Genomic DNA, 25,826 nt, shown 5'->3' on the forward strand with positions numbered 1-25,826 from the left:
TTTCACCCGCGGCTCTCGCCGCATAGGCTTCACTCAGGTGTCTCAGAAACTGCGGGCGGTACACTTGGAGGATCCAACTGGGCGCCATTGGCCGATCCGCTACCGAGATCTGAGCCGACCGCCGATCACACTTTGGGAGCAGAAGGTTGCTGTAAAGGCGAAGCGGGAGCAAGGCATGAGGAAGGTGGACGAGAGCGCAATTTTTGCGGCCGTCGAAGCCCGCCGCGCCACCATTGCTGAGGCTGCAGAGCGAACCCGAGCTGCGCGCCGGGAGCAGCAACGCACGGCTCACTTGACCTCTGGTCGCGGTACTGGAACTTCGGCAAAAGAGATGGTTCGGACTTCCTCAGAACCAGCAGCAATCAGCGCACCAGACGAAGCGCAGATTCCAATGCCAGACAACATGGAATTGGACAGCCGAAAGCAGCATTCAATGGTTGAGCAGAGTACGACACCCATCGGCAGTGTGAGCGGTTCTGCCATGCCTGACGATGCAAAGGTTCCGATGCCCGTGCCAGGAGAAACACGGATCGTAGGGCGTTCGTCATGAGCGAGCACGACTTTCCTCACTTGCTGCCCGCCGCCCGTACGGTCGCCCGGCTTCCTGACGCCGAGCGTATTGACTGGATTCGCTCGGCGCACTGGATCGAGCATCCGGCTGCATCCAAGCTGCTCGAGCAGTTACAAGATTATGTCAAGCGGCCACCATGCGATCGTAAACGGAACGTCCTTCTTTATGGGGACTCTGGTATTGGCAAATCTCAGATTTTAAGACGACTGGCCTTCCAAAATCAGGCTCCGGACTGTGCAGCAGAGCGGGGTATGTCTTCGCTGCTCTACGTCCTAATGCCGCCAATGCCGAAGACGTTCGACTTCCTCGTTGAAATCAATGAACGCATTAACGCCCCCGTGTGCCTGTCGCACAAAGAGGTGGCTCTGCGGGGCACCACAATCGACCTACTTCGCGAAGGCAATATCCGTGGACTTCTCATCGACGAGATAAACTCGATTTTTGCTGCGTCTCCCCTTCAGCAACGTGCGTTCCTGCAACTGCTGCGGTTCATGGCGAACAAGCTCAAGATCACCTTGATCTGTGCCGGTACTCCGGAAGCGAAGGTCGCGTTGATGAGTGATGGTGAACTGAAGAGCCGCTTCAGGGATATAGAGATGAAGCGTTGGCAGGACGGTGAAGCACTACGAGGCTTCTTGGCTCGCTTGGTGCAAAACCTGCCGCTGCGTCGACCATCGCCGGTGGATTCGCCATCGATTCGAGCGCTCGTTCTGGAGAGGTCTGCTGGTCTTACGACGAATATCTTTGAAGCCTTCGAATGCGCCGCAGTTGCCGCGATCCAATCGGGGCGCGAGATGCTTGATCGGTCCTCCATTGAGGACGATTCAGCCTGGGTCGACGCTACCTAGGTGATCAGCAAATCGGAAAAACATCGGCTAGCTTCGAACGGTTCACTGATCAGGGGCACACGCGTCGCTGTCGCCAGCGGAGCCGCAGCAGCGCAGTGCGTCCGCAGGGAGCCTTGTGGCGCAAAGCCTTGCATTTACTTGACGAATCTATTCATTGGTCGCTGTGTTACACTGTCGAATGCGACGCTGTCTCCAGCCAGTCGCTGCCGGATCCTGTCCAGTGATCAACGGTCACCAGCGCTGATTTCAACTTCAAATGGCCGGATTCTGCACGAGCGGCCGCGTACTGTCACTGGACAGAATCGACCGAAATGGAAAGCAAGGCAGAACAGGCATCTACGTGGTTCGGCAAAAACCGGAAGATGCACTTACTTCAGCAGAGCGGTAGCTGTAAACCGGAAAAGCCTTCGAACGCTTTACACAGTATTTTGGTGGTGGGCGACGGCTGCTGACCTCAAGAGAGACGCCGCAGCGCATTGCGGTAGCAGGAGACCTTGCTACCACAAAACCAGATTTCGCTCATCAAATCTGCTGATCGCTGATGATGGTGCGCGGTCCAGGACGCTACCTTGCCCGGTCAGCCCTGCCAGACCTTGTCCGTTGATTAACGATCGACAGCGGTAGAGTTGACCGCAAATGACTGGAATTCCGATCAACGGTGGCACGCGACAGCCGGTATGGACCCCGTATGGACGGGGTACGTACCCGGTACGGGGTCTGTACGGAAAAAGTAAGCAGAAGAAGGGCAAGACACCAATGCACGGAGTGCGAAAAGATCTGCAGTAAAGACATTAAAGTATCCCGCCACCGAAATCGTTTTGTGAGGTCATGGTATGACTCGGGCAACAGGGTTACTTCCTCTGGTTCCGGATCCTAAACTTGGCGAACATTTGCTTTCCTGGGTCGACCGTTTGGCTGCTCGGTACGGCATGACCTCGTCGGAGTTCTTAGCTGCTCTTTCGCGAAAGGTCGGCACAACCAAAAGCCCGATACCTGATCGGCTGGGCGAGCAAACGGTCGAGCCTTTCCTGAAGGTTTTGGCTGAACGGTCAGGCGTAGAGTTGCAGATGCTGTGCCAAATGCTGCCAGCCAACCAAAACGGGACGCTGAGAGGTGCGGCCGGTCGGTCGAAAGAGGTGGAATGGTACCGCGGATGGATCGGCTGGTGTCAGGCCTGCACACGCGAGGATGTCGGTGCATGTGGGGAGGTGTTTGGTCGAACCGCTTGGTACTCACGCCATCACCTGATTTGCGAGCGGCATCGAAGATTCCTCACCGATCATTGTCCACAATGCATACGACAGACCGTCGAGCCATTGCCCATCTCTGGGCGATTGCGGCTTGTCTGTAGATCTTGCGCCTTCCCGATCGACGGCCTCCAGGAACGGGAGCACGTTGCCCTCGACAGCCTCTCGATCCTATACCTTGGCGATGCTACTCTCGAGCATCTAACGGCATTTCAGGTTGACCTGGACCGTGCGCTTGCCGGCCTGGATTGCTGTGGACCCTGGCAGTACGGCTCGTCCGCAGCCGACTTCATCGACGCAGCGACGGACCTCTGCATGGCGTTTGCCGGACCACCTCTGCAGACAGCCGGAGACTCCCGAGTTCTGACTGGCTTAAGCGTTTCGGATGGTGCAGCGGGCTTTGCCGCAGCAGCATCGTTGCTTGCGTGGCTGAATGGGGTCGATATCGGTGTGCGCTACAAATCCATCCATCCTGCTCTCAGCCTCTCTCCCCTTCGCTTAGAAGAATTTCTAAAACACTTAAGCTATGCGGAGAGAGTTTGGCTGCGGTCCCGCCGGATCGGCCGGGACGACCGGCTCTGGCGCGAACTGTCCCGGACATGCGCGCCGTTCGTGCCGTGTGGCGGCTTTACGGGGCAGCGGATGACGCCGTGGTCTGTGCTTCTGCTCTCCGACTTGCGGGGTAAGGAGTTTATCCGGAGCAGGCCGTTGCTACGCAATCATCAGCGTCCGCCCAAAGGGGCTCCGAGATCGCCAACAGCGATCGTCGAAAGCCTCATCGGCACGTTGAGGCAGGAGCTCGCCAGCCAGAACGTCCCCGGGTTTGGGGGAGGGCGTAAGCGCACCATCACTCCCGGCCGCTACGCCGCAATGGTGGAAACCGACATCAGCGCGCTAGTCCAGCATACCAGGCGCCAACTCGGTGACGAGCCGGCCCATGCGGTGCTGCATCCGCCACCTGGGCACAGCCTGCTGCACCCGAGTGGATGGCCGCCTGAAGGTCATGAGTTCATCCACTACCTGCAGGGCCGGCGACGCCGCACGATGCGCGCGGCGCTGGTAAGGCTGTCCCTTCTTGTTGCACGAGAACCCTCCAGAGGGAAGGTTCCGGCGCTCGACCCGGACGAGATCTATCTGAGGAGCATCCCTTGAAGACTTTTGGAAAGATCGTCGTGACAGTGCCCTGGGTCGCGTGCAGCTACCTGAAGGATCTGAGGGAGGTTCTGAGCGATGTAGTGGGGTCCGCCATGGTGACGTGCCAGGCGTCCGGTGCTGGCCCTACTTGCATGAGATGGAGACAGGCTGTTCGATGGAGGCCATCCCTGCCCGATGACGTAGGACGCACGCTTGGCATAGACCTGACCCGCCCTCCTAGAGAGGACGATCTGCTTAAGTTATTCAGCGCAAGACGCGCTGATAATGGGCATTCTTGGAGCCGGGTTCGACGCAAGATCAGCGCCATTGACTTCATCACCCAACCCCACAAGTCCGTGACGCTCGCCGCTGAGTTCGCCCCGACAGCGGCGGAGGCCGCTACAATCTGGTCGTGCATCGACGAGGCTAACGATTCTGCCATGCTCCGGTTGGTGGCCGAACTGGGATGGGCGCGAAGGGGGCAAGGGGGCCGAGGTGGAGCCGTCTCGGGCTCGACAGCCTGGGTGTCGTTCCGGCACTACGTTGCCCACCCTACCCTCGTGCTCCGGTACGGTGAAGCAGACACTCGTATCTCAGTCGAGGCGCCTGGGCAGGGCGATCCGCACGCCCACATTCATAATGTGCTATTCAACATTGTGGTGACTGCGGACGGGCGGGTGGGCTCTCTGGACACTCAGCGCTTGACCAGGGCGGTCCTGCATCTCTGCGGTGCACACTTTCAAGCAGAACTTGCACGGCTACTTCGTGCGGCAGGCATCCGAGTTGTTTGCCATCCGAACGGTACGGCCGCAGTGTTACCTGCAGTGGACAGCCGGGCGGTCGAGCTGTTCTCCAGCCGGAACGCCATCCTGGGTCAGGTTGCCAAGGAGTATGTCGAGAGGATCGGCTTCAAATGGGACACCCTCGACGCCGCGGCCAGGGGCCGTTTCGAACGAGGGGCGGCTAAGTTAACCCGGCTGCGTGGCATCGGCGGTAAGCCGAGCAAGCAGTACTGGATCGAGCAAGCCGAGATGATCGGCTGGAGACATACAAGTGTGCTGGAGAAATGCGTCGGGTCTGAGGCGTTGGAGACTGGGCATGTTGAGCGAGCGTACAACATCGCTGTGCAGCAGGTTGCCCGCGAGTTAGCCAGCGGAAACGTGCTCGACAAGGATTGGCTCAAAGTCTACGCGGCACGGGCCCTGATTGTTACTGGCATGTCCGAAGCGTTGGATATTGATCGGGTCGGCGAGCGACTTACGGAACGGTTCTCTGCTGCAGAGCGGGCACTGGAGGCTATCACACCATCCTTCCGCCAACGCCGACGTAGGCATGGTCCAAAATCTCTCCTACTCCACGAAGCGGCCGATGAATGAAGTGCGTCGCCGCGGTTCATGACAGACGTAACCTCTTAGCATCGATCGGTGCATTGGACGCATCTCTCCCATGATCCCGGACGATCAGCGCGCTGATCGGAGCAAAACGGTGCCGTATGGCAGTAGTTTGCGGCTGGCAGCACTCGAAGGAGGGGCGGCAACACATCGCTCAAGCCGTAGGGGAGGGGGGTTTCTTCGGCTGAGAACGCATCGTACGCCCGGTGGGCGGCTTCCACTCGCCTCGCTTTCGAGCGGACCAGGCATAGCGGGGATCGTGGTCCAGCAGGTGAAGGTGGTCCGCGAGCCGGTTGCGCTCCAGCCAGCCCACGGCTGCTTCCAATTCGGCGAGTGTCATGGCGGCGCGCGCCTTGTCGCCAGTGACACGCTTCAGGGCCGCGTTGTAGCGGTGGTACAACCCTGGTCCCGAAATGCCTCCGCGCAGAGCGGCTGCACCCGCCTCGTCTTCCACCGCCTGCGCCGCCACCATCTCCCCGAGGCGGTTGCGCAGGCGCCGCTCGGCGACAGAGGGCACCTCCAGCAGCTCCCCTTGAGCCTCCTCCTGTTCGGGGCGGCGCATCGCCAACTCCGGCCCCGGCGCGAGCCGGTCGTAGCGCATAGCCAGCGCGTTGGAGGAGAGCGGCACAACGCCCTCCTTGGGCGCGGTAAGCTGATCCAGCAGCCAAGCGGGCAGTGTGGACTGCTCGCGCCGCGGCTTTGGACGACGCGCCAAAGTGCCCTGCTCCGTCTCCATGCGTCGGCGGAACAGACCGAAGAGCGGGTCGTCCGGGTGAAAGACCAGTGCTTGCTGCGTCTCGTAGGCACCGGCACTCGGGTCCACTCGTGTCGCGCGCGCAACCATCTGCTCCAGCCAGGGACGAGAGCGGATATGAGTAAGGGCCGCCACCACAGCGACCTCCGGCGCGTCCAGTCCTTCGTAAGCCATGGCCACCGTCACTAGAACCGAAGGCTCCGGCAGCAGCCGGAAGGCGGCCAGCAGCTCGTGCGCCCTCGGCGTGTCGGATGTGGCGAGCTGGGCCACGGCTGCGGCCTGCGACGCGGGGATCCACTGCCGAACCACCGCGAGGTAGTGGCGCGCAGTTGCTTGGTCAGGCGCTACGACGAGCAGCTTGCCTAACCCGCGTGCCGCCTGACCGGGCGCCAGCCCGCGGTCTTGCCGGCGCCGAGCGCGGAGATTGCGGCTGGCGAGAAAGGCCTCACGCAGCAGGGCTTCGGCGAAGCCGGTGCGGAGCGCGGTGAAGAGGGCAGGGCGGGTGGTCTCGTCGGGGTAGAGACCGGAGATCCGATGTGGGCCGAGCTCGTTTCCGTCTTCGTCGCGCCAGCTAGCCTCGCCGTCGAGCGCGCCGAAGGTCACAGGCAGCACAGCGCGCTCGGCAAGTGCCTGGGCGCGGGAGTAGCCGATAACAGCCCAGCCCTCAGCATCCAGCGCCACCTCCCGCGTGCGCGCCTTGGGGCCCTTGCGGTACGGCAGCCAGAGGATGCCCTTGCCGTCGGCGCGCTCCAGGGTGCCTGAGAGCAGCAGTCGCACGCGGGCGCACTCGAGCAGCGGCAGGATGGCGCGTGACCAGGCACTGGCTTGGTCCTCCTCCGTGTCCTGGGCGGCTGCCACCGGGTCGATTTCTGCGAGGGCAGGAAGGTGGTGCACCTCGTCCACCACGAGCAGCGTGCGATAGCGTCGAAACTCTGCCAGGTGCAGGTCCGGGGCGGCGGCGACGCCCTGGTAGGTGGTGATGTAGCCGGCGAGCCCTCGGCTTGGGTCAGGGGTGTTATCGGCGGCCCGCACCGACAGGCTGTGGCTCAGCGCCGCACGCCAGTAAGGGTCGGCGAAAGCTTCCTCGGCCTGGAGCCGCAGGCTGTCGCGTGGCACGACCCAGCAGATGCGGTCGACGACGCCGCTGGCAATCAGGCGGCTTGCCGCAATCACCGGCAGCAATGACTTGCCGCCTCCGGGAGTGACGGCTGCGAGGATGTCGCGCGCCTCTGCCTCATTCGTGGCGATCGCCTCGATCACGCCCGCGAGGCGCTGCTGGTGCGAGCGGAGAGGACGCGAGGTCACGACCAGAGGGGAAGCGGACTAGGCACCAAAAGAGTCTGATTCATCACGATTCTTGTGTCTAGGCCTTACTGAAGCTTGCAACTCAGCTGGAGCGGGATATATGGATTGTATATCCCTTGAGGCTCACATGACCCGGACCACTCTCTTTAAAAGCAACCGGACCCAGGCTGTACGTCTGCCGAAAGGTGTGGCCTTCCCGGAAGGCGTTAGGGAAGTCTCGATTCTGCGTGACGGCACGCGCCGCCTCATCGTGCCGGCTGACGCCACTTGGGACGACTTCTTCGGCGCGCCCGGAATTGACCTGCCAGATCGCGAGCAGCCGCGAGCTGAGGAACGCGAGCGCTTTTAATGTTGCGCTATCTGCTGGACACGAATCTCTGCATCCGGGTGCTGCGAGATCGACCACAGGGTCTGCGAGCGCGCTTCAACGCCGAGGCTGGATCGCTCTGCATCTCGACTGTCGTGCTGATGGAGTTGCTGCACGGAGCCGGTAAGTCGGCACGTCCGATCGAGAACCGGCGAGAGGTGGAGCGCTTCGCGGCGCGGCTCGATGTGCTGGCCTTCGACGCGGACGCAGCAGCGCATGCGGGAGAGATCCGCACAAGACTGGAGCGCGCCGGGCAGGTCATCGGTGCTTATGACCTGATGATTGCAGGCCACGCGAGGAGCCGTGGGCTGGTCGTGGTCACCGGCAACCTCGGCGAGTTCCGTCGCGTGGAGGGACTACGTTGCGAGGACTGGCTGTCACCAGGACAGGAAGATTGACAAGCAAAAACAACTTCCAATTCTGTTGTTTTTACATAAACCTTTTTATGCGACTCGCGAATGAGAAGCAATACGGTCGGAGGTGCTGAGACTTGGTGAGGTTCGCTCCACCTCCGGCGCCAAGCCGACACAGCAGCTCCCCTCTTCGAGACAGGTGTATCCCACCCCCTCCGCATTTGAATTTGGCACCCAAACTTGAATCTGGCTTGACGCGCCGCAGTATATTTGACGCGAACCGCACCTGACTGGAAGGACCAGATGGCCAGAATACCTCGTGAGGAGCATGCCAAGATCCGAGAGCGGGTCGAGATTGGTCAGCAGAAGGTCGCTGCGGTGGCCGCTTCCTACGACTGCACTCCCGCCAACATCTACGCCATTCTCGCTAAGCTGCGGCGCGAGGATACCCCTGAAAGCAAGCTGCCAGACGATCTGCCCGCGCCTGCCAAGCCAACTAAGCCCCTCTCGGCCCCACTGCCAGCACCGGTTGCTGCTGCGTCGCCCTCGGACCCGCCCTCCGACGATGGACTTCCCCTTTTCGGCATACCTCCTGCTCCCAAACCCCTACAGCCGGAGGCCCCGCCTGCTGCATCGGTCCAAGGCGTGGTCCATCTCATTCCTACCAAGGAGGTTCCAGGCGAAGCCGCCTCGCCTGCTCTTTCAGATGTACCACCTGGGACATCCTCAGATGAGCTGCTCGCCCCTGCCCTGCATCCGGCAACGGCAGCCCGTTCCGGCCTCCAGGCGCCTCCGGCATCGCCAGCAAAGCCGGCCCGCTCGCCCGCGCAGCCGGTAGGCCGCCCCGCTGTCAGCAAACCAGAACCCGCAGCTGGTTCGTCCAACTCGAAGCGCGCAAAGACCGGCATCGCACTCCTGATGAGGACCAGCGACGGCGAAGAGGCTGTTCACCCGTTCCGCTCGATTGAGGAACTGCTATCGGCGGCAAAGCCGATTCTGCGGACCGCGGCCAAGAGCCCTGAACCGATCTGGTTCTCCATCCAGACCGTTGATCTCGATGCCCTGGAGGACGCCTTTTGAACCCGCGGTGTGCCGAGGGTTGATGCCGACCGGAACAGACTTACTCCGGCCTATGGAACACCCCAGGTACGTACGGATATGAACGCCGGACAGCCTAGCCCAATGATGCTCGCCCACGCTGCTGCCAAGGCGGCTGCTCCAGATCACCTACTGCTCTTCCGTGTCGGCGAGTTCTATGAGGTGCTCGCCGAAGATGCTCCCGTGGTTTCCCGAGTCCTGGGTCTTCAGCTGACACGGCGGCGCCAGAAGGACGCGGCGGACATTCCGATGTGCGGGGTGCCCGCCTCCTCTACACCCGGTGCAGTGGCACGGCTTCTGACCGCTGGCCACAAGGTTGCTCTTTCTGAGCAGCCGAACGAGCCGAACGGAGAGCGACCGCTACGCCTGATGACGCCAGGCACATCGGTTGACGCTGACGTTCTCTCGGAAGGACGACCTAACAACCTGTGCATCGCCTTTGCTGAGGGTGAGGCGGTGGGTTTCGCCTGGATCGACTTGTCCACCGGGGAGACAGGAGCCGCTATGGCCTCGCTGGAGGGTTGTGGCCCAGCTCTGGCGCGAATCGGACCGTCTGAGGTCCTCGTCGCTCGCTGGCCGGACACCTCTGAAGCCCTCGCCGTCGCGCTTCGCGGTTCTGGCGTGCGCTTCTCCAAACTGGCGCGGCCGACGCTGGCGTCCGATGAAGCTTCCAGTCTGTTGACCATGGCCTATGGCCAGAGCGGACGAGACGTCACGCGTGGCTTCTCGCCGCCGGAGGTCGCAGCGTTCACCGCCATGCTCGACTACGTCCGGGCAACGGTGGGTCACCTGCCAAAGGCCCTGCCGATGCCACGGCGGGCGCCCCTCGGCGACACCATGGAGATCGATGCTCCCACTCTCCGAGGCCTCGAGGTGCTCACCTCAGCCTCCGGCCCAGAAGGCTCATTGCTATCGGTGATAGATCGCACCGTTACCGCTGCTGGTGCCCGATTGCTCCTGCGCCAGCTGAGTGCTCCGCTGACAAACCCTGGTACGATCTGTCGCCGGCTCGCCATGGTGCGCTTCCTGGTCACTGCCCCGCCGGTGCGAGCTGCCTGTCGAGAGGCGCTCTCGGGCATGCCGGACATGCTCCGTGCCTGCGGCCGCCTCTCACTTGGGCGTGGAACACCACGCGATCTCGCCGCCGTGCATGGCTGATTGGAGCGGGCCGCCAGCGCGGCGGCGCATCTGAACATGGCACAGGACCTACCGGTTGGGTTGGTTACCGCCGCGCGCGAACTTTCAGCCGCTGCAGATGGACCCAGCGCCGCGCTCGCCACCTCACTCCGGCGGGCGCTCCTTATCCCGGCACCGCTTACCGTCGAGGCCGGCTTTGTGGCAAAAAGCTATGATCCAAAGCTAGACCTCGCTCGGTCGAATGCTGCCGCCGAAGGTGCCAGGATTGAGGCGCTGCAGGCGCGATACATCAAGGAGACCGGTGTGAAGGCGCTCAGAATTCGCGCCAACACCGTGCTCGGTTACCATGTAGAGGTGCCCGCAGCAGCGGCCAGAACCCTGGGAGAGGCATTTGTGCTGCGGCAAGGGCTCGCCTCATCCAGCCGCTTTGCAACGCCTGAACTCGACCGCCTAGCTGCAGCCCAAGAAGTGGCGGCGGAACGTGCCGCACGTGCCGAGCGAGCCGTGTTCGAAGCGTTGCGGTCGGCAGCGCTTTCCGCTCGCGGTGGCCTCACGCGGATTGCTCATGCCGCTGCGGCCCTCGATTCGGTGTGTGGCCTAGCCCAAGCGGCCGCCGAAGGCTTGTGGGTCGAACCAGACCTCTCCGACGACACTGATTTCGACATCGAGGGCGGCCGACACCCGGTTGCCGAAGTGCTGTTGGAGGCCGATGCGCGCAGCTTTGTTCCGAACGACTGCCATATGGGCGAGACCGACCGGATGTGGCTCCTGACTGGTCCTAACATGGCAGGCAAATCCACCTTTCTGCGGCAAGTGGCGATCATCGTGCTTATGGCCCAGGTGGGCTCCTTCGTGCCGGCAAGGCGAGCGCAGATTGGAGTGGTGGACAAGCTCTTCAGCCGCATCGGTGCCGCTGATGATCTGGCGGCAGGGCATTCGACCTTCATGGTCGAAATGCTGCAAACCTCAGCCATCTTGATCCAGGCTACAGCGCGCTCCCTGGTGATCCTCGACGAAGTGGGACGTGGAACGTCCACCCACGACGGACTATCGATTGCGCAAGCCAGCATGGAGTACCTGCACGACACGGTGGGGTGCCGAACGCTCTTCGCGACGCACTTTCACGAACTCGCGGATGCGGCCGAAAGCATGCGGCACGCCGTGTGCCGAGCGATGGACGCTTCGGCCGGGCGACATGGGGATGTATTTACCTATCGGGTCGTGCCCGGGCGCTCAGGCTTGTCGTACGGACTCAAGGTCGCCGAGCTGGCTGGCATGCCCGCAGCTGTGCTGGAGCGCGCGGCGCAGCTTCTGAGTCAGTACACGGGCCGAACCTAGCCAGTTTCCCCCTCGGCCGATCTGGACAGCCCGGGAGGTGGTCCCTTACGCTTCCGACCAGTCCACGCGGCGGGTGATTGCCATCACGACCGAGAGCGCGGCGAAGAGCGCGACGCTCCCGGCCAGCAGCGCGTAGGCCTCAAGGCTCAGCACGATGTAGAGAAAGCTGAACAGCCCGCCGAGCACCCCGGCGAAGAGGCCGGCCAACCCCACCCGCCGGGTCACCGCCGCCGTATATGCGGAGGCCTGCCCCACCACCGCTGCCGTGCTGATCACGTAGGCGACGGCGAAGCCGAGCGGCTCACCGAAGGCGAGCAGCAGCAGTGGGAAGAGCACGACCGACAGGCCAAGTAGTCCGAACTGCACGAGATGGATCCGCACTCCCGCCACAAGCTCAAATAGTACGTAAGTGAGGAAGGCGAGCGCGAGGAACATCGCCGCATATTTCGAGGCGCGCGTAACCATGCGGTAGGTCGGTACCGCCTCCAGCAGGTCCACCCCGACCTGCGTGCCGGCATAGGCGAGCTGGCTGCACCAGCCGGCACCGAGATGACGCACGAGAGGTTGGCCCGTGCCCTCCTTCCACTCGGCCGTGAAGCCGGACGCGGTCACGTCTGAGCGTACGGGCAGGCCGGCGCCGGTGAAGCTCGGGGTAGGCCAGGGCGCCGAGACCCCCAGCTCCGTCCGGCGTGCCAGCGGTAGCAGCCCGAAACTAGAGGTGCCGCGCAGGGTCAGCGCCCCGGCCAGGGCAACGCTGCGGCCGGGCTCGGGCGGCCCCTCCAAGCGCAGGTCCCAGCGCGCCAGGTCCATCCCGACACAGCCGGCATCGAGTGCGTCGCGTGAGGCCAGCTCACGCCCATCGACCGAGAGCCGCGCCCCCGCCCCCGCCCCGGCGGAGCGCAGGTCGGAGGCGCCGGTGACGAGAAATGCCTCCCGCCACAGCAGCTCCGTGCCCGGCTCGGGCGTGATCTCCGGCACGGCGAGATCCGCGGAAAGTCCGACTTCCGCCTCGTAGATGATGGCCTCGAACAGGCCGCGACGACGGGACTCCGGGGCCAGCCTCGCCTCCGCCCGCAGCTGTGTGGGCAGCACCGCCACGGCGCCGCGGTCCCAACGCAACGGGCCGGTCTCGTTAACCGCACGCTGGGCCGGGGAGCGGGTCGGCACCATCAAGAGCGGACCGAGGACGGACTGAGCGGGGCCCCAGCTCCGCGCAATGCCCTCGCGCACCTGCTGCTGGTAGGATTCGCGCTCCTCGATCACCGCCTCGATCATCATGTGCGGCACAAGCATCAGGAGAAGCAGGCCGCCGACGAGGCCGAGCTTGCCGGCGCGGCCGAGACGGAAGGGCTGGCGGGGAGTGGGTTGAGGTATGGAGGCGGGAATGTCGCTCACGGGCTTGGCCTTCCTGGTTGAGACCGTCATCCTCGCGTTCTCCCGTGCCGGGCGAATGGCGCGCGTGGGGAAAGCCGGTGCCGGGCGGGTGCAAATCCGGTGCAAGCCGGTCCGCTCAGGAGATGCCTATGCCGCGCGTGCTGATCGTGGACGACGACCCGGCGATCCGGGAGGTGGTGCGCTTCGCCCTCTCCCGCGCCGGCTTCGACACGCTGGAGGCGGCGGACGGCGCCGCCGGCTTGGCGGCGGCGCGCGAGGCTGCGCCGGATCTGGTCGTGCTGGACGTGGTGCTGCCGGAGATGGACGGCACCGAGATGTGCCGCGCGCTCCGCGCCTCCGGCGGCGTGGCGGCCGCCATCCCCGTGCTGTTCCTCTCCTCCCGCGATGACGAGGTGGACCGGATCGTGGGGCTGGAAATCGGCGGCGACGACTACCTGACCAAGCCTTTCTCCCCGCGCGAGTTGGTGGCGCGGGTGCGGGCCGTGCTGCGGCGTGGGGCGCCCGTGCCCCCTGCGCAGCCGGCCTCGCCCTCGACGGCGGAGGAGATGATGCGGCACGGTCGCCTTGCGCTCGACCCCGGCATGGCCCGCGTGACCTGGGACGGGCGGGAGGTGGCCCTGACCGCCACCGAGTTCGGCCTGCTCCGCACCCTCCTGCGCCGCCCCGGCCGCGTGCTGAACCGGGACGCGCTGATGGATGGCGCCTACACGGTCGAGCGCGTCGTTTCCGATCGCACCATCGACAGCCATGTCCGTCGCCTACGCGCCAAGTTCGCGGCGCTCGGCGCGGCACCGGTGGAGACGCTGCCCGGCTTCGGGTACCGGCTGGGCTCGTGCGACTGAGGGCGCCGTCGCTCCGCCGCCCCCGCCTGCGGACGCTGCTGCTGCTGAGCAACGTCGTGGTGCTCGCGCTGCCGCTGACGGGCTTCTGGGCACTGCGACTTTATGAAAGCGCCTTGGTGCGCCAGACGGAGGCGGAGCTGCGCGCCCAGGCTGCGGTGCTCGCCGGCACCTGGCGCGCCGCCCGCGGCTTCGTGGGGGAGAGCCTCGCCAACGGCCTCACCCCGCGCGCGCTGGAGACGGCTCGCCGCCGCGGGCTGGACCTGGCGCACGACCCTGTCCTGCCCCTGGCGCCCGATCCGCGTCCCGGGCCGGCCGCGGTGCCCGAGGTCGCCCTGGCCGCGGCGCGCCTCCTGCCCGTGCTGCAAGATACCCAGGCGGTGACCCTCGCGGCGCTGCGCCTGCTCGACGCCCAGGGCGTCGTGGTCGCCTCCACCGGCACCGATACTGGCCTGTCGCTGGCGGGGCTGGAGGAGGTGGAGGCGGCACGCGGCAGAAACCCGTCGGCTGTGCTGCGCCGGCGGGAGAAGATCGCCACCGACGTGCCGAACGGCATCAGCCGGACTGCGGGGCTTCGCGTGCACCTTGCCGTGCCCGTGCTGGACGGTGAGCGGGTGGACACGATCGTACTGCTCTCCCGCACCCCCGCCACGGTGACGCAAACCGTCGCGGGCAAGGTGCCGGAGATCGCAGCGGTCGGACTGCTCCTGCTCTTGCTCGTGGCGGGGCTCGCGGCGCTGGCGTCCCGCCTCATCACCCGACCGCTCGATGCGGTGGTACGCGCGGCGCGGCAGGTGGCTGGCGGCGGCACGGCCCGGCTGCCCCCTGTTCCCCGCAGCGCCGTGCGCGAGGCCGCGGAACTGTCGGACGCCATTTCCCGCATGACGACGACGCTGGAGGGCCGGGCCACCTATGTGCGAGGGCTCGCTGCCCATGTCAGCCACGAGTTCAAAACGCCCCTCGCCGCCATGCGCGGAGCAGCGGAACTGCTGGCCGAGCATGGCGAGTCCATGTCGGCGAGCGAGCGGGCTCGCTTCGCCGCAACCATCGAGGACGGGGTGGCGCGAATGGATCGGCTCGTGCGCGGGCTGCTCGACCTCGCGCGCGCGGACATGGCCTCGGGGGGCGGCCGGGCCATGCTCCGCCCCTTGGCCGAGGCCGCAGCGCGGCGCGCGCCCGCGCTGCGCATCTCCGTGCAGGGCGAGGCGGAGGCGGCTGTCGCGCCCGAAGCCGTTGCAACGGTGCTGGATAGTCTGCTCGGCAACACCCTGGCCCATGCCGGGCCGGACAGCACGGTCATTATCCGGATCGAGCGGGAGGTGGGGCAGGCTGTGATGCTTATCGCCGACGACGGTCCCGGCCTGTCGCCCGCGAATGCGGCGCGCGCCTTCGACCCCTTCTTCACCACTGCGCGGGAACGCGGTGGAACCGGGCTGGGGTTGGCCATAGCCCGCTCCCTGGTGGTGGGCGCGGGCGGAACACTGAACCTTGCGCCGCCCGGCTCCTTCGACGGGCAGTGGGGGGCTGTCTTCCGCGTCGTGCTGCCGGCCCCCTGACAGCGACGTATGGCCGGCTTCAAACCAACCCGCATCCGTCAATCAGCGCTCTCCGCACGCCCTGCCGCCCAGGCTCTAGCCAGCTAACGGGCCCTTCCAGCTGTCCTCGCCGTGCTGCGCCACCACGCAAGCCGGGCCTCGCGGCAATCTGGTCATATCTAGATCAGCACGGCGCAACAGCTCCGCCATGCGGATACCCGGCCGGCCAGCACGCCTTCCGGCAGTTTCTGCTTGACAGGACTCAAAGCTCGTTTTGAAAGGGGTTGTGGAGCAGATCTGATGGTGTGACCGGGGCTGGTGGTGCGGCGTTCCAGGCGTTTTGCCCAGCTTGGAGCGGGAGATGTGGACACCAGAGGATCGTGCGCTGGTGGGGAGCTACGGGGCGGGCCAGGCGCTGACGGACGACGAGTGGCGGCTGTTGCAGCCGCTGATCCCGCCCGCCAAGCCTGGAGGGCGCCCGCGTACAACCGACATGCGGCGCATGCTGGAGAGCCTGTTCTACATGCTGCGTACCGGCTGCCAGTGGCGGCACCTGCCGCCTCCACCAGCGTTCCTGCCGTGGCCGACCGTTTACGGCTATTTCCGCGCCTTCCTGGACGCGGGCGTGTGGGAGTCCATGCGCCATCACCTCGTGGTCATGCTGCGCGAGGGCGCGGGCCGGGAGCCAAGCCCATCGGCCGCAGTCATCGACAGCCAGAGCGTGAAGACCACGGAAGCCGGCGGTCCGCGCGGCTATGACGCCGCCAAGAAGGTCACGGGTCGCAAGCGCCACATTGCCGTGGACACGCAGGGGCTGCTGCTAGGCGTGGTTGTGCACGCCGCTTCCATTCAGGATGCAGACGGCGCGGGCAGCCTGCTCGGACGCATCAAGCCGCTGTATTGCTGGCTGCGCGCCGTGTTCGCTGACGGCGGCTACAACCGTGTGCCAGCCATCCTGGCCTGCTTCCTGCTCGGCCTTGCGCTGCTCATCGTCAGCCGACCGCGGGGAGCGAAGGGTTTTATCCTTCTGCCGCGCCGGTGGGTTGTGGAGCGCACATTCGGCTGGCTCGGGCGCTGGCGCCGACTGTCCCGGGACTACGAGCACCTGCCAGCGGTGTCCGAGGCTATGATCACCCTCGCCATGATCCGCCTCATGCTCCACCGTGCCGTCCACCCAAACCGCAGGCGACTGCCCGCACCATGACTTCCAAAACGGGCTCTCAGGCTTCTCCCTTCACTTACCTATCGATAAGTAAATTAAGAGTGGTGAATGGCCCGTTACGAGAGCAAGCGTGAGCAGATCGAGGCGGCAGCCATGCGCTTATTTGCGGAACGCGGTGTCGATGCCGTCTCTATGCGCGACATCGGCGCGGCCTGCGGCATCTCCGGCCCCGGCGCGCTCTCGCATTTCGGCAGCAAGCACGCATTGGTAGCGACGCTCTTCGCCGGTGGCTCCTCGGGCTACGCCGGTCGGATTAGGGAGGCTACACCGGCAGCCGGCCCCTTCCGCGAGCGGCTCCTGGCGGTAATCGCCACGGTGCTGAAACTCCATGACGAAGACCATGACCGTTTCCGCTTCCTCGTGCTGCGGCAGCACGACCATCTCGCGAGCATCCCACGCGATTGCGCCAACCCGATTGAGGTGATCCGCGCGCTGATCGAGGGGGGTATGGCGGCTGGCGAGATCCCCAACGCAATCCCGACCTCGCCGCCCTCGCGGTCATCGGCCTCGTCCTGCAGCCGGCGACCGGTCGGCTTTACGGCCGCCTGACCGGGCCGCTCGCGCCACTTGCCCCGGAGATCGCGGCGATGGCTTGGAGCGCCCTCAACGCCGGCAGCGATGCGCCCGCCACCGAACAACCGACCCGCAAGCCCCGGAGCACCCGCCAGTGAGCAACCCCACGACGGAGAATACCAGATCGACAGGGAGGCCCGCGATCCTGACCCGTCGTCTGCTGCCCCTCGTTGTCACGCAAGCTAGTGCACTGACTCAGACAGAAGATGCAGGGAGCCTGGCCAGCTTGCCGAGGATGATGTCGGCGGACTTGGTCCAGGCGAATGGCCTGGCGGCCTTGTTGTGGTCTCGGATGTAGCGGGTGATCGCGTCCTGCAGGTCGGGCACCGACTTGAAAACGCCGCGGCGGATGCGCCTGCGAGTAATGGCCGAGAAGAAACCTTCGACGGCGTTGAGCCAGGACGCCGAAGTCGGCGTGAAGTGGAAGACCCAGCGCGGGTGATCCGCCAGCCACTGCTGCACCTTGGGGTGCTTGTGGGTGGCGTAGTTGTCGACGATGGCGTGGATCACCTTGCCTGCCGGGACCGCGCGCTCGACGGCGTTGAGGAAGCGCACGAACTCCTGGTGGGTGTGCCGCGGCATGCAGCGGCCGACCACGGTGCCGTCGAGGGTATTCATCGCCGCGAACAGGGTGGTGGTGCCGTTGCGCTTGTAGTCGTGGGTCATCGTCCCGCACTTGCCAGGCTTCAGCGGCAGTCCGGGCTGGGTGCGGTCGAGCGCCTGGATCTGGCTCTTCTCGTCGATCGACAGCACCACCGCATGGCAGGGCGGGTCCATGTAGAGGCCGACGATATCCTCGACCTTGCTGGCTAAGGCGGGATCGGTCGAGCGTTTGAAGGTGCGCAGGCGGTGCGGCTGCAGGCGGTTGGCCTGCCAGATCCGCTGCACCGCGCTCAGGCTGATACCGACCTTCTTGGCCATGGCCCGGCCGGTCCAGTGGGTGACGGCCCCGGGCGGCTCTGCGCAGGTCAGCGCCAGCACCTTGGCGACCGTCGCCGTGGCCAGCGGCGCGCGGCCGGGTTTGCGCGTCTTGTCGCGCAGCAGCCCATCGACGCCCTGCTCGGCGTAGCGCCGTTGCCAGCGCCACACCGCAGGGCGGCTCACACCCGCGCGGCGGGCCACCTCCAGGACCGGTAGCCGCTTGGCGGACAGCAGGATGATGTTGGCCCGCTGCGTATGCTTGAGCGGGCGGTTCCGGTCGCCGATGATCTCAGCCAGGCGGGCGCGATCCTCGGATCCAACAATGACATTGACGGTCTGGGCCATGCCCGGAGCATTCCACCGCCCCAACCCGTTGTGAATCCTCCATCTGGGTCAGTGCACTAGCGGGGCCTTCAATGATAACATCGTCAAGAACGCGGTCGTCGTCCTCGCGCTCTTCCAGCTCGGCGAGGGCTGTTAGGACCCCCAAAAGCCCGGCCTTGATGTCCCCTCCCCCACTCTCACCAGAAGTCACGCTCTGGCGAGAGTGAAGACCTTCCACCGCTTGGCCGAAGATATCGTCTAGTACATCATAGTCTTCTGCTGGCTGCTCGAAGTCGACATCAAGTACGCTAATCCAGGCTCATTGCCCCGTGTCTGCCCTCTTCCGTTGAATAGATACGGTTTCCCCCCATGTCTCATATATGATCCGCATCGGCCAGATGTTGGGCGCCGTTCTCGCCCTAGGGTGTTCCGCCTGTTCCATCGAACGCGTCGTCCAGGCCAGACGTCCTGTGCAACAGGCCGCGCCCATCATCCTGTCGGCTGAGACCCTGGGTGAATTGCTGCTTCCCAGGGATGGCCTCGCCTGCACTTTCCGGGATCCGCGAGATCCCGACAGCAGCTCAACGGTGACTATATCCCTCAATCGGCGCCAACTACGCCGGTTGAACGGCCAACAAGTGAGCGTTGGAAGCCAGTTCTTTGAGACCCCAGCCGCCTACGACATCCAATGGTTCCTCCCCGACAGCCAAACCGGGGAGGCCGCCTATTCATTCAGAATGGCGGTCAACAAGGAGACGCTCGAGGCAAGACTAAGCACGGTCTTCACTGTTACCAACCCGGGGGGTGGCCGCACGCTTGACGACGAGCAGTCACGCACGCTCACCGGCCAGTGCCAACGCGGACCCGTCGCTTAGTAATACAGGCGTCATCCCTACCCTCGACCGCTGCCGACCTGGCACCCCTTGATCTGCCGGGTTCACGCCGTCGAGCGTCATGCTTGGCCTTAAAACAGCAGCCATCTGCCAGGCCGGGCAACAGGGAGGAGCAAGCGGTCTCGAGCAGGGAAGCAACGTCAACGGCGTATCAGACGCGGGTCGTCTGATCGTTTCTGTTTTCCTCACCTCGGGAGAGCCTGCTTTGTGGAGAAGCTAGTTGGCCGCATGCCCGGAAGGCACTCTCAAAGGATATTCCTCTCTGACCCTCCCGGCGGCTGCGGAGCAGTGTTAGCCAAAGCGCCCTCGTCCCGCGACCTTCAGCCGTCTAGAACTAAGCGTATGGCCCGTAAGAACACGATAAACCCCTTTACCCCCTACGTCTGGCTTGCCGAGGCTGGATGGGTCTTTGCGATGCACAGCGCCCAGCTCTGGGCCGATCCCGCCAAGGCAGGCGCTCGCTTGGTTGCTCTCGGAGCCGAGAAGCAGAAGGCGTTCGCGGAAGGTGCCATAAAGGCTGGTGCTGCCGCCATAAGCGGGGCGTCGCCGGGAGCGGGTGCCAAGCTAGCAATGGCGCCAGCGCGCCGCCGCGTCCGTGCAAACGCGAGGAAGATCCAGAAGGGGTAGCGGAGGAATCGCTCGCTTTTCATCCAAGTGTCTGTTGGCACCCGATCAGGACCCCACCCGGAATAACTCTCAACGTGGGCCAACATCCGAGCGAAGGATGGAGTTGTGCACCCATCCTCAGGACTCACCGCTCGGGTCAGCGACCCGGCGCCAGTTGCCCTCTTGGCTCACCACCCGCACCCGGGTTCCTGCATCCCGTACTCGAACCACCGGACCGGACATTGACGCCGACGACCTGACTTTGGCACCGGTCGTGGTCACGGCTTTCATTGGCAATGTGGAACTCAGAGAGCCCAGGCCCACAGAGCACCTTTAGCGGACGCTTTGCCCCTCTCGGCCTGTTCTCCCAACTACTTTAAAGGCGCCACTTGACACTCAGCACATCCCAGCAACGCGGCAGCTAACTTGGCGGCGATTCATCTGCAATCAGCGCCCTGATCTTGGCGGCAAGGCTTTCCAGCGCAAACGGCTTGGTCAGGACCGCCATGCCCGAGGTGGGGTGGGGCCCCATTACGGTGCTCTCCGCGTATCCAGTTATGAACAACACCTTGAGGTCGGGCCTCAGGGCACGCCCGGCGTCCGCAAGCTGCCTGCCGTTCATCCCCCCTGGTAGACCGACATCGCTGACCAAAAGGTCGATACGCGCCGCTGAACGTAGGATTTCCAGGCCAGCCCGACCGTCCGCCGCCTCAAGGGCGCCATAACCAAGCTCCCGCAGCACCTCCACGACAAGCATGCGGACACTGGGCTCGTCGTCGACCACCAGCACGCACTCGCCCGGCTCTGCCCGAGGCGGCGCGTCTATGCTGACCCAGACGTCCTCGGATGCGGCGTCGGTGAGATGCCGCGGGAGATAGAGGCGGACGGTTGTGCCGCGGCCCACTTCCGAGTGAATCCTGACCTGACCACCGGACTGCCGGACGAAGCCATAGATCATGGAGAGGCCGAGCCCGGTGCCCTGGCCGATCGGCTTTGTTGTGAAGAACGGGTCGAAGGCACGCTCCACCACGCCTGGAGGCATCCCCGTCCCCGTATCGGTCACACCGAAGGACACGTACTGACCCGGTGGTAGGCCGCGGGGCTCTGCCTGCCGCACATTCAGGACGAGGTTGTCTGCCTCTATCAGGATCCGCCCACCGTCCGGCATGGCGTCGCGCGCGTTGATGCAGAGGTTGAGCAGCGCGTTCTCAAGCTGGTTCGGGTCCACCAGTGTTGCCCAGAGGTTCGGCGCGCTGTTCGTCACGATCTCAACGGCTGGCCCGACGGTGCGGGAGATCAGATCACTCAAGCCCGCCGTCAGGCGCGCCACGTCCGTCGGCTTGGGATCCAGGGTTTGCCTGCGGGAAAACGCCAGCAGGCGGTGCGTCAGCGCCGCCGCCCTGCTCGCGGACTGCTGCGCCGTGGTCACGAAGCGCTGGAGCTCCCCGGTCCGACCTTGCTGCACCCGCCTCTGCAGCAGCTCCAGGCTGCCGGTGATGCCAGTCAGCAGATTGTTGAAGTCGTGCGCCAAGCCGCCCGTGAGCTGCCCCACCGCCTCCATCTTCTGTGATTGCCGCAGCTGGTCCTCCATGCGCTCGCGTTGCGCCACCTCGGCCATAACCGCGTCGTGCGCCTGCTTCAGTTCGGCGGTGCGCAGGGATACACGCTCTTCCAGGGTTTCGTTAACATGGCGCAGCTGGTCCTCGGCTGTCCTGCGATCCGTGATGTCGGATGACACGCCAACAAGGCGCGGCTTGGCGCCATAGCGGTCGCGCACAAGGCGGGCACGGATCTCAGCCCAGTGAACGCTACCGTCCGGCCAGATTGTCCGGTATTCGATCGTGTAGTCGATACCCTTGGTGATGCTGGCCTGAACGGCATCCTGCATTCTGTCCCGATCCAGCCGGTGAATGGTGCCTAGCAGATCGCTATAGGTGAATGGGGCATCCGGGCCACGACCAAACACGGCTTTGCATGTCGAAGAGGCGGCCAGCACCCCGGCCTCTACATCGAACTCCCAGGAACCCAGGCGCCCTGCCTGCAAGGCAATCTGCAAGCGGCTCTCGCCCTCGCGCAGCTCCTCCATCCGGGCCCGCGCCTCAAACTGCCGGTGTCGGCCCTTCAGTGCCGTGCGGGCGATGCTGATGAAGGTTGTGGGGTGGAACGGTCGCTCCAGGAAGGTGACGTTGCCCAGTACCTCCGAAAGGCGTGCTGCGGCCGGGTTTCGTTCCGGTCCGCCGCCTCTGTGGGTCAGGACGATAAAGGGCAGGTCGGACCACGCGGGCTGCGCCGCGAGCTTGGCCGCTATGCCGCCGAGGTCAACGCCCCTCAGCGCTTCCTCCGTCACTACGGCAAAGCAGGCATCGTCACCCAGGGCGAGTTCCAGGCTCATCAGGTCAGGACAGGTTCGGCTAGTGACGCCCGCTTCGTGCAGAAGGGCTTCAGCAATGGACGCATCACGCCCGTGCGGCGTGTGGATCAGCACCTGCGGAGACTGGTGCGCGGGAAGGAGCATTACTTGGCGATGGACGCGCTAAGCAGTGGTTCCACGCTGCCGACAAGTGCTGGCACTCCCCGGAGTACACCCTGGAAATTGGTCAGCGGGGCGCCGATGCTGAGGCCCCCCTTGTCGATGCGGTATTCCCGGATCGTATCCTCGTGCGCGCCGGTACGCTTCTTGATGACAGACACGGCGCGTCGCACCTTACCCAAGGCCTCGAAGTAGCGGAGCAGGATCACTGTGTCCGCCAGATAGGTAAGGTCGACCGGCGATTTCATGTCGCCGACCAGCCCATGCTGCGCCACCGTCAGGAAGGTGGTGGCGCCCTGCCGGTTCAGGTACTGCAGCAGTTCGTGGACGTGTAGAACCAGTGCGTTCTCGTCTGGCATCGCCGCCTGGTAGCCGTTGAGGCTGTCGATGACCACGGTCTTGGCCTGCGCAAAATCGACCCGCTCCCGCACCCGGTGGGCGAACTCGCCGGGAGAGAGCTCTGCTGCGTCGACCTGTTCAATATGTAACAATCCGCTGTCACGCAACTGCTCCAGGTCAAAGCCCATCGTGCGGGTGCGGTTGAACAGGAGACCTAGCTCCTCGTCAAAAACGAAGATGGCAGCCTTCTCACCGCGCTTTACAGCTGCAGCGATAAACTGGAGCACAAAGGTGCTTTTACCCGTGCCTGCCGGACCGAGCACCAAGGCGCTGGACCCCTGCTCGACGCCGCCGCCGAGCAGCGCGTCCAGCTCGGCGATGTCGCTGGTCATGGCATGCCGCGCGAAGCCGGTGCGGTGCTCCGACGCGACGAGACGTGGGAACACCTGGACGCCCCCGCGTTTGATGGTGAAGTCGTGAAAGCCGCCGCGAAACGCCTGGCCGCGGTACTTCAGGACCCGCAGCCGCCGCCGTTCGGCCCCATATTCCGGTGCCATCTCCTCCAGCCGGATCACGCCGTGGACGACGCTGTGAACCGTCTTGTCCAGCGTGTCTGTGGTCAGGTCGTCGAGCAGCAGCACCGTGGCGCCGAAGCGGGCGAAGTAGTGCTTGAGCGCCAGGATTTGCCGCCGGTACCGCAGCGAGCTTTGGGCCAGCAGCCGGATCTCAGACAGGCTGTCCAGGACGACGCGGGTGGGCTGGATGCGTTCGAAGGCTTCAAAAATTTGCTTGGTTGTTTCACCGAGTTCCAGGTCGGACGAGTACAACAGGCTCTGCTGTTGCGCGGCATCCAGCAGGCTTTCCGGCGGAACCAGTTCATATACTTCGATATTATTGGGCAGGGTCCAGCCATGCGAGCGGGCACCCTGCCGCAACTCTCGGGCGGTCTCGGACAGGGTAATGTAGAGACCCTGTTCGCCTAACCGCGCGCCTTCCAGGAGGAAGCTGAGCGCGATCGTGGTCTTCCCGGTACCGGGATTACCCTCCAGCAGGAAGAGGTGCCCCGGCGCCAACCCGCCAACCAGGATGTTGTCGAGGCCAACGACGCCGGTGCGCGCCTTCTCCACGACCTGGATGTCATCGTGCATCGGCGGCTCCGATCTGGATCAATACAGCATGGGAAAGCGGATGGTGGGCTACTCTTGCCAGTGCGTTCGGCATCGCCAGTTGAACCTTGGCGAGATCATGAGTCTGTTGGCGTGGGAGCCAGAAGGTGGCCGGGACGCCGCAGAACCGCTCCAGACGCAACGCCATGTCCGCACTGATGGCGCTCTGCCCAGACAGGATGCGGTGCAGGTTCTGCCGGGTCGTCGCGAGGTTGGATGCGGCTTGGCTCACCGTGAGGCCCAGGGCGGGCAAAACCTGCTCGCCCAACAGGATTCCTGGGTGGCCATGGTCAGATGGCGGAGCAAAGGGGCAGTTGGTCGGTCTCACTTCCGTGAAGGTGTAAAGCGGCACGTGACAGTCCGCAATACCACGCGAGTGACCCTTCGGGCCGTGCAGAGATGACTCACGATCTAGAATCATGTCGACGTCGGTTTCACGTGCTATCCAGCAGCCCGATTCAAATTATGCAACTCTGGCATGCCTCGTTCTTGAGACTGGGATCCCTCTGAAGCTGGAGTTCTCTCGAGGCCGTTGCGGCAAGATTCCCTCTGACGGGGTTCTCGGCGTCAGCTGCCACCCGTCCGGCGTCCTTCAAGACCAAGCACTCGTGCTGCGACAAGAAGGCGGTGATGACGTTTGGAAGCTTTTCGGACATCGGGCGTCATTTACCCAACACCCTGATCCGTTACCTCATGCTGACAGGGAGGGGTCGATGTTAGATGCTTGGACGTGGAAGGGGTTGGGTGCCCCGTGGACGCTCAAGGCGCCACATGGTGTGTGGATAGTGTCTGAACTCTGGCCGGGCGGCCGGGCCGAGCTCCGCTATGCCCCCTTTAACGAAGAGGGCAGCCTTCCCGTGACTCCGATGGCCGTTGGTGAATTCGCCTCCGCCGGGGGCGCAAGGCTGGCGGCCGAAGCCTATGAAGCCGAGGAGCCGCCGGAGCTTCGCGACGAATTGGCGGACGCCTTTCTCAGCGGAGGCGAGGCCGAGATCCAGGCGGCAAGCGGGCAGGCGTTCCTGCTCTCGCTCACGGACAAGGCGGTAACACTTAGCCGGATCGAGGGTAGTGCTTTGACCGAGTGGGCCCGCCTGGACCAGCCACGGACGTCCGGAGAAGGACCCGAGTACATGCGTCCCCCTCGCTGCGAGGCACCGGCGGAGCTGGACCTCGCCATTATGCTCAAGATCGTGACGCTGGCGAGCACTCAGTGAACTCATATGCGCCCTGTTGGGCGACGTCCCAGGTTATGGGGCTGTACAGGGGCTTACAGCCCTAGCGGGGCGCTCCAGTGTCGAACATTGCCTCTTCAGGTGGGAGGACAGACTGGAATGAGCGCAGCAGGGCCAAATCGTAGACCACCTTGAGCACGCCCGCGCAGACCAGTGGCCAACTGAAAGGGCTGGCGGCGATCATCCACCCTGCCAGCGCGGGCGATAAGGATGCCGCAAGGCTGCGCGGTACCGCGGTGACGCTTGCGGCGGCAGGCCGTTCTGCCGGTTGGACGATCGCCATCACGTAGGAGGACCGGGTCGGCACGTCCATCTGTGAGAGAAGGCTTCGCAGCACGAGGAGCGCGACAACAAGGGGCAACGTCGGTGCGACGGCAGCAAGGATAAGGAAGACGCTAGGAACCGGCGCTTCGGCATGAAGGTCGAGCACGTCCTCCATGCGCGCGACGTAGGTGCCATCGACCTGGGGAATGCACCACATGTCGCGCTGCCACGGCTTCAGCGCGTTCTCGCCGAGGCGTCGGCGCACCGTCTCCCGGGAGATGTCGGTAGCGTCCGTCAACGTGGTGGAAATTGCATTTGGGCTTGAGGTGGCCACGGCTCAGGCGGCCTCGGGTGGAAGTTGCAGGGTTTCGTTGGTGGGCACCGGGTTGAGCATTTCGCCCATGGCCTCGACACCCATGTAGCGGTGCTGCAGCTGCCATTCGT

General features: G+C 64.5%; 22 protein-coding genes and 1 pseudogene. 15 read left to right on the forward strand and 8 right to left on the reverse strand.

Annotated elements, in window-relative coordinates; genetic code table 11:
* The 4 genes from ACFFIC_RS20165 to mobF all read left to right on the forward strand — a co-directional run.
* On the forward strand, positions 1–550 hold a 550-nt coding region (locus tag ACFFIC_RS20165), incomplete at its 5' end, for a hypothetical protein (RefSeq protein WP_456306954.1).
* A complete protein-coding gene (locus tag ACFFIC_RS20170) occupies positions 547–1,419 on the forward strand; it encodes a TniB family NTP-binding protein (RefSeq protein ID WP_377053678.1) in 873 nt (290 codons plus the stop codon). The genes ACFFIC_RS20165 and ACFFIC_RS20170, both read left to right, overlap by 4 nt.
* Positions 1,420–2,252: 833 nt before the next feature.
* Positions 2,253–3,818 (forward strand): TniQ family protein, encoded by a 1,566-nt coding sequence (locus ACFFIC_RS20175; RefSeq protein ID WP_377053680.1) that lies wholly within the window; start codon positions 2,253–2,255, stop codon positions 3,816–3,818.
* A 134-nt stretch (positions 3,819–3,952) separates the two neighbouring features.
* Positions 3,953–5,176 carry a MobF family relaxase gene (gene mobF / locus ACFFIC_RS20180; protein WP_377053716.1) on the forward strand — a complete coding sequence of 408 codons (1,224 nt, stop codon included), beginning with the start codon at positions 3,953–3,955 and terminating at the stop codon, positions 5,174–5,176.
* Positions 5,177–5,345: 169 nt separating this feature from the next.
* Here the strand turns inward: mobF and ACFFIC_RS20185 are convergent, their stop codons facing one another.
* A complete protein-coding gene (locus ACFFIC_RS20185) occupies positions 5,346–7,250 on the reverse strand; it encodes a DEAD/DEAH box helicase (RefSeq protein WP_377053682.1) in 1,905 nt (634 codons plus the stop codon).
* A 127-nt stretch (positions 7,251–7,377) separates the two neighbouring features.
* Between ACFFIC_RS20185 and vapB the strand changes: the two genes are divergently transcribed.
* From vapB to mutS, 5 genes are all read left to right on the forward strand, one after another.
* Positions 7,378–7,599, forward strand: a complete 222-nt coding sequence (vapB, locus tag ACFFIC_RS20190) for a type II toxin-antitoxin system VapB family antitoxin (RefSeq protein ID WP_377053684.1) — start codon at positions 7,378–7,380, stop codon at positions 7,597–7,599.
* The gene (gene vapC / locus ACFFIC_RS20195; protein WP_377053686.1) at positions 7,599–8,015 is read left to right on the forward strand and encodes a type II toxin-antitoxin system tRNA(fMet)-specific endonuclease VapC; all 417 of its coding nucleotides are present in this window, start codon (positions 7,599–7,601) and stop codon (positions 8,013–8,015) included. Before vapB ends, vapC begins: the two co-directional genes overlap by 1 nt.
* A 258-nt stretch (positions 8,016–8,273) precedes the next feature.
* Positions 8,274–9,050: a hypothetical protein gene (locus ACFFIC_RS20200; RefSeq protein WP_377053688.1), complete on the forward strand. Its 777-nt coding sequence runs from the start codon at positions 8,274–8,276 to the stop codon at positions 9,048–9,050.
* A gap of 102 nt (positions 9,051–9,152) precedes the next feature.
* Entirely contained in the window at positions 9,153–10,226 is a 1,074-nt protein-coding gene (locus tag ACFFIC_RS20205) for a MutS N-terminal domain-containing protein (RefSeq protein WP_377053690.1), read from the forward strand.
* On the forward strand, positions 10,227–11,543 hold the full coding sequence (gene mutS, locus ACFFIC_RS20210) for a DNA mismatch repair protein MutS (protein WP_377053692.1): 1,317 nt from the start codon (positions 10,227–10,229) through the stop codon (positions 11,541–11,543).
* 45 nt (positions 11,544–11,588) lie between these two features.
* Here the strand turns inward: mutS and creD are convergent, their stop codons facing one another.
* The gene (gene creD, locus ACFFIC_RS20215; protein WP_377053694.1) at positions 11,589–12,938 is read right to left on the reverse strand and encodes a cell envelope integrity protein CreD; all 1,350 of its coding nucleotides are present in this window, start codon (positions 12,936–12,938) and stop codon (positions 11,589–11,591) included.
* 128 nt (positions 12,939–13,066) lie between these two features.
* Here creD and ACFFIC_RS20220 point away from each other — a divergent pair, with 128 nt between their 5' ends.
* From ACFFIC_RS20220 to ACFFIC_RS20235, 4 genes are all read left to right on the forward strand, one after another.
* Entirely contained in the window at positions 13,067–13,780 is a 714-nt protein-coding gene (locus tag ACFFIC_RS20220) for a response regulator (RefSeq protein ID WP_377053696.1), read from the forward strand.
* The gene (locus tag ACFFIC_RS20225) at positions 13,771–15,333 is read left to right on the forward strand and encodes a sensor histidine kinase (protein WP_377053698.1); all 1,563 of its coding nucleotides are present in this window, start codon (positions 13,771–13,773) and stop codon (positions 15,331–15,333) included. Before ACFFIC_RS20220 ends, ACFFIC_RS20225 begins: the two co-directional genes overlap by 10 nt.
* A gap of 340 nt (positions 15,334–15,673) precedes the next feature.
* Positions 15,674–16,516, forward strand: coding sequence for an IS5 family transposase (locus ACFFIC_RS20230; RefSeq protein ID WP_377053718.1), 843 nt, complete (start codon positions 15,674–15,676; stop codon positions 16,514–16,516).
* Between the two features lie 66 nt (positions 16,517–16,582).
* Positions 16,583–17,083 (forward strand): TetR/AcrR family transcriptional regulator, encoded by a 501-nt coding sequence (locus tag ACFFIC_RS20235; RefSeq protein ID WP_377053700.1) that lies wholly within the window; start codon positions 16,583–16,585, stop codon positions 17,081–17,083.
* A 219-nt stretch (positions 17,084–17,302) separates the two neighbouring features.
* On the opposite strand, the gene ACFFIC_RS20240 is transcribed toward ACFFIC_RS20235, so the two are convergent.
* Entirely contained in the window at positions 17,303–18,373 is a 1,071-nt protein-coding gene (locus ACFFIC_RS20240; protein ID WP_377053702.1) for an IS630 family transposase, read from the reverse strand.
* A gap of 359 nt (positions 18,374–18,732) precedes the next feature.
* On the opposite strand from ACFFIC_RS20240, the gene ACFFIC_RS20245 reads away from it, so the two are divergent.
* Entirely contained in the window at positions 18,733–19,227 is a 495-nt protein-coding gene (locus ACFFIC_RS20245; RefSeq protein ID WP_377053704.1) for a hypothetical protein, read from the forward strand.
* Between the two features lie 762 nt (positions 19,228–19,989).
* Here the strand turns inward: ACFFIC_RS20245 and ACFFIC_RS20250 are convergent.
* The 4 genes from ACFFIC_RS20250 to ACFFIC_RS20265 form a co-directional block, all read right to left on the reverse strand.
* Positions 19,990–20,142 carry an SH3 domain-containing protein gene (locus tag ACFFIC_RS20250; protein ID WP_377053706.1) on the reverse strand — a complete coding sequence of 51 codons (153 nt, stop codon included), beginning with the start codon at positions 20,140–20,142 and terminating at the stop codon, positions 19,990–19,992.
* A 130-nt stretch (positions 20,143–20,272) separates the two neighbouring features.
* The gene (locus tag ACFFIC_RS20255) at positions 20,273–22,336 is read right to left on the reverse strand and encodes an ATP-binding protein (RefSeq protein WP_377053708.1); all 2,064 of its coding nucleotides are present in this window, start codon (positions 22,334–22,336) and stop codon (positions 20,273–20,275) included.
* 29 nt (positions 22,337–22,365) lie between these two features.
* On the reverse strand, positions 22,366–23,868 hold the full coding sequence (locus ACFFIC_RS20260; protein WP_377053710.1) for an ATPase domain-containing protein: 1,503 nt from the start codon (positions 23,866–23,868) through the stop codon (positions 22,366–22,368).
* Complete coding sequence (locus ACFFIC_RS20265; RefSeq protein ID WP_377053712.1) at positions 23,858–24,307, reverse strand: HigA family addiction module antitoxin; 450 nt, start codon at positions 24,305–24,307, stop codon at positions 23,858–23,860. Before ACFFIC_RS20265 ends, ACFFIC_RS20260 begins: the two co-directional genes overlap by 11 nt.
* A 436-nt stretch (positions 24,308–24,743) precedes the next feature.
* Between ACFFIC_RS20265 and ACFFIC_RS20270 the strand changes: the two genes are divergently transcribed.
* Entirely contained in the window at positions 24,744–25,100 is a 357-nt protein-coding gene (locus tag ACFFIC_RS20270; protein ID WP_377053714.1) for a hypothetical protein, read from the forward strand.
* 379 nt (positions 25,101–25,479) lie between these two features.
* On the opposite strand, the pseudogene ACFFIC_RS20275 reads toward ACFFIC_RS20270, so the two are convergent.
* A pseudogene (locus tag ACFFIC_RS20275) lies at positions 25,480–25,680 on the reverse strand (IS630 family transposase); the annotation flags it as partial.
* Between the last annotated feature and the right edge of the window lie 146 nt (positions 25,681–25,826).

This window comes from Muricoccus vinaceus (assembly GCF_042433125.1).
GTDB lineage: Bacteria > Pseudomonadota > Alphaproteobacteria > Acetobacterales > Acetobacteraceae > Roseomonas > Roseomonas vinacea.

What these genes read in the sequence shown, in the direction of transcription:
- mobF (WP_377053716.1), top strand. Translation starts at nt 3,953, where the DNA reads ATGAGATGGAGACAGGCTGTTCGATGGAGGCCATCCCTGCCCGATGAC.
- ACFFIC_RS20220 (WP_377053696.1), top strand. Translation starts at nt 13,067, where the DNA reads ATGCCGCGCGTGCTGATCGTGGACGACGACCCGGCGATCCGGGAGGTG.
- ACFFIC_RS20200 (WP_377053688.1), top strand. Translation starts at nt 8,274, where the DNA reads ATGGCCAGAATACCTCGTGAGGAGCATGCCAAGATCCGAGAGCGGGTC.
- ACFFIC_RS20260 (WP_377053710.1), bottom strand. Translation starts at nt 23,868, where the DNA reads ATGCACGATGACATCCAGGTCGTGGAGAAGGCGCGCACCGGCGTCGTT.
- vapC (WP_377053686.1), top strand. Translation starts at nt 7,599, where the DNA reads ATGTTGCGCTATCTGCTGGACACGAATCTCTGCATCCGGGTGCTGCGA.
- ACFFIC_RS20230 (WP_377053718.1), top strand. Translation starts at nt 15,674, where the DNA reads ATGTGGACACCAGAGGATCGTGCGCTGGTGGGGAGCTACGGGGCGGGC.
- ACFFIC_RS20235 (WP_377053700.1), top strand. Translation starts at nt 16,583, where the DNA reads ATGGCCCGTTACGAGAGCAAGCGTGAGCAGATCGAGGCGGCAGCCATG.
- vapB (WP_377053684.1), top strand. Translation starts at nt 7,378, where the DNA reads ATGACCCGGACCACTCTCTTTAAAAGCAACCGGACCCAGGCTGTACGT.
- ACFFIC_RS20245 (WP_377053704.1), top strand. Translation starts at nt 18,733, where the DNA reads ATGATCCGCATCGGCCAGATGTTGGGCGCCGTTCTCGCCCTAGGGTGT.
- ACFFIC_RS20240 (WP_377053702.1), bottom strand. Translation starts at nt 18,373, where the DNA reads ATGGCCCAGACCGTCAATGTCATTGTTGGATCCGAGGATCGCGCCCGC.
- ACFFIC_RS20205 (WP_377053690.1), top strand. Translation starts at nt 9,153, where the DNA reads ATGATGCTCGCCCACGCTGCTGCCAAGGCGGCTGCTCCAGATCACCTA.
- ACFFIC_RS20170 (WP_377053678.1), top strand. Translation starts at nt 547, where the DNA reads ATGAGCGAGCACGACTTTCCTCACTTGCTGCCCGCCGCCCGTACGGTC.
- ACFFIC_RS20175 (WP_377053680.1), top strand. Translation starts at nt 2,253, where the DNA reads ATGACTCGGGCAACAGGGTTACTTCCTCTGGTTCCGGATCCTAAACTT.
- ACFFIC_RS20250 (WP_377053706.1), bottom strand. Translation starts at nt 20,142, where the DNA reads ATGAAAGCCGTGACCACGACCGGTGCCAAAGTCAGGTCGTCGGCGTCA.
- ACFFIC_RS20265 (WP_377053712.1), bottom strand. Translation starts at nt 24,307, where the DNA reads ATGATTCTAGATCGTGAGTCATCTCTGCACGGCCCGAAGGGTCACTCG.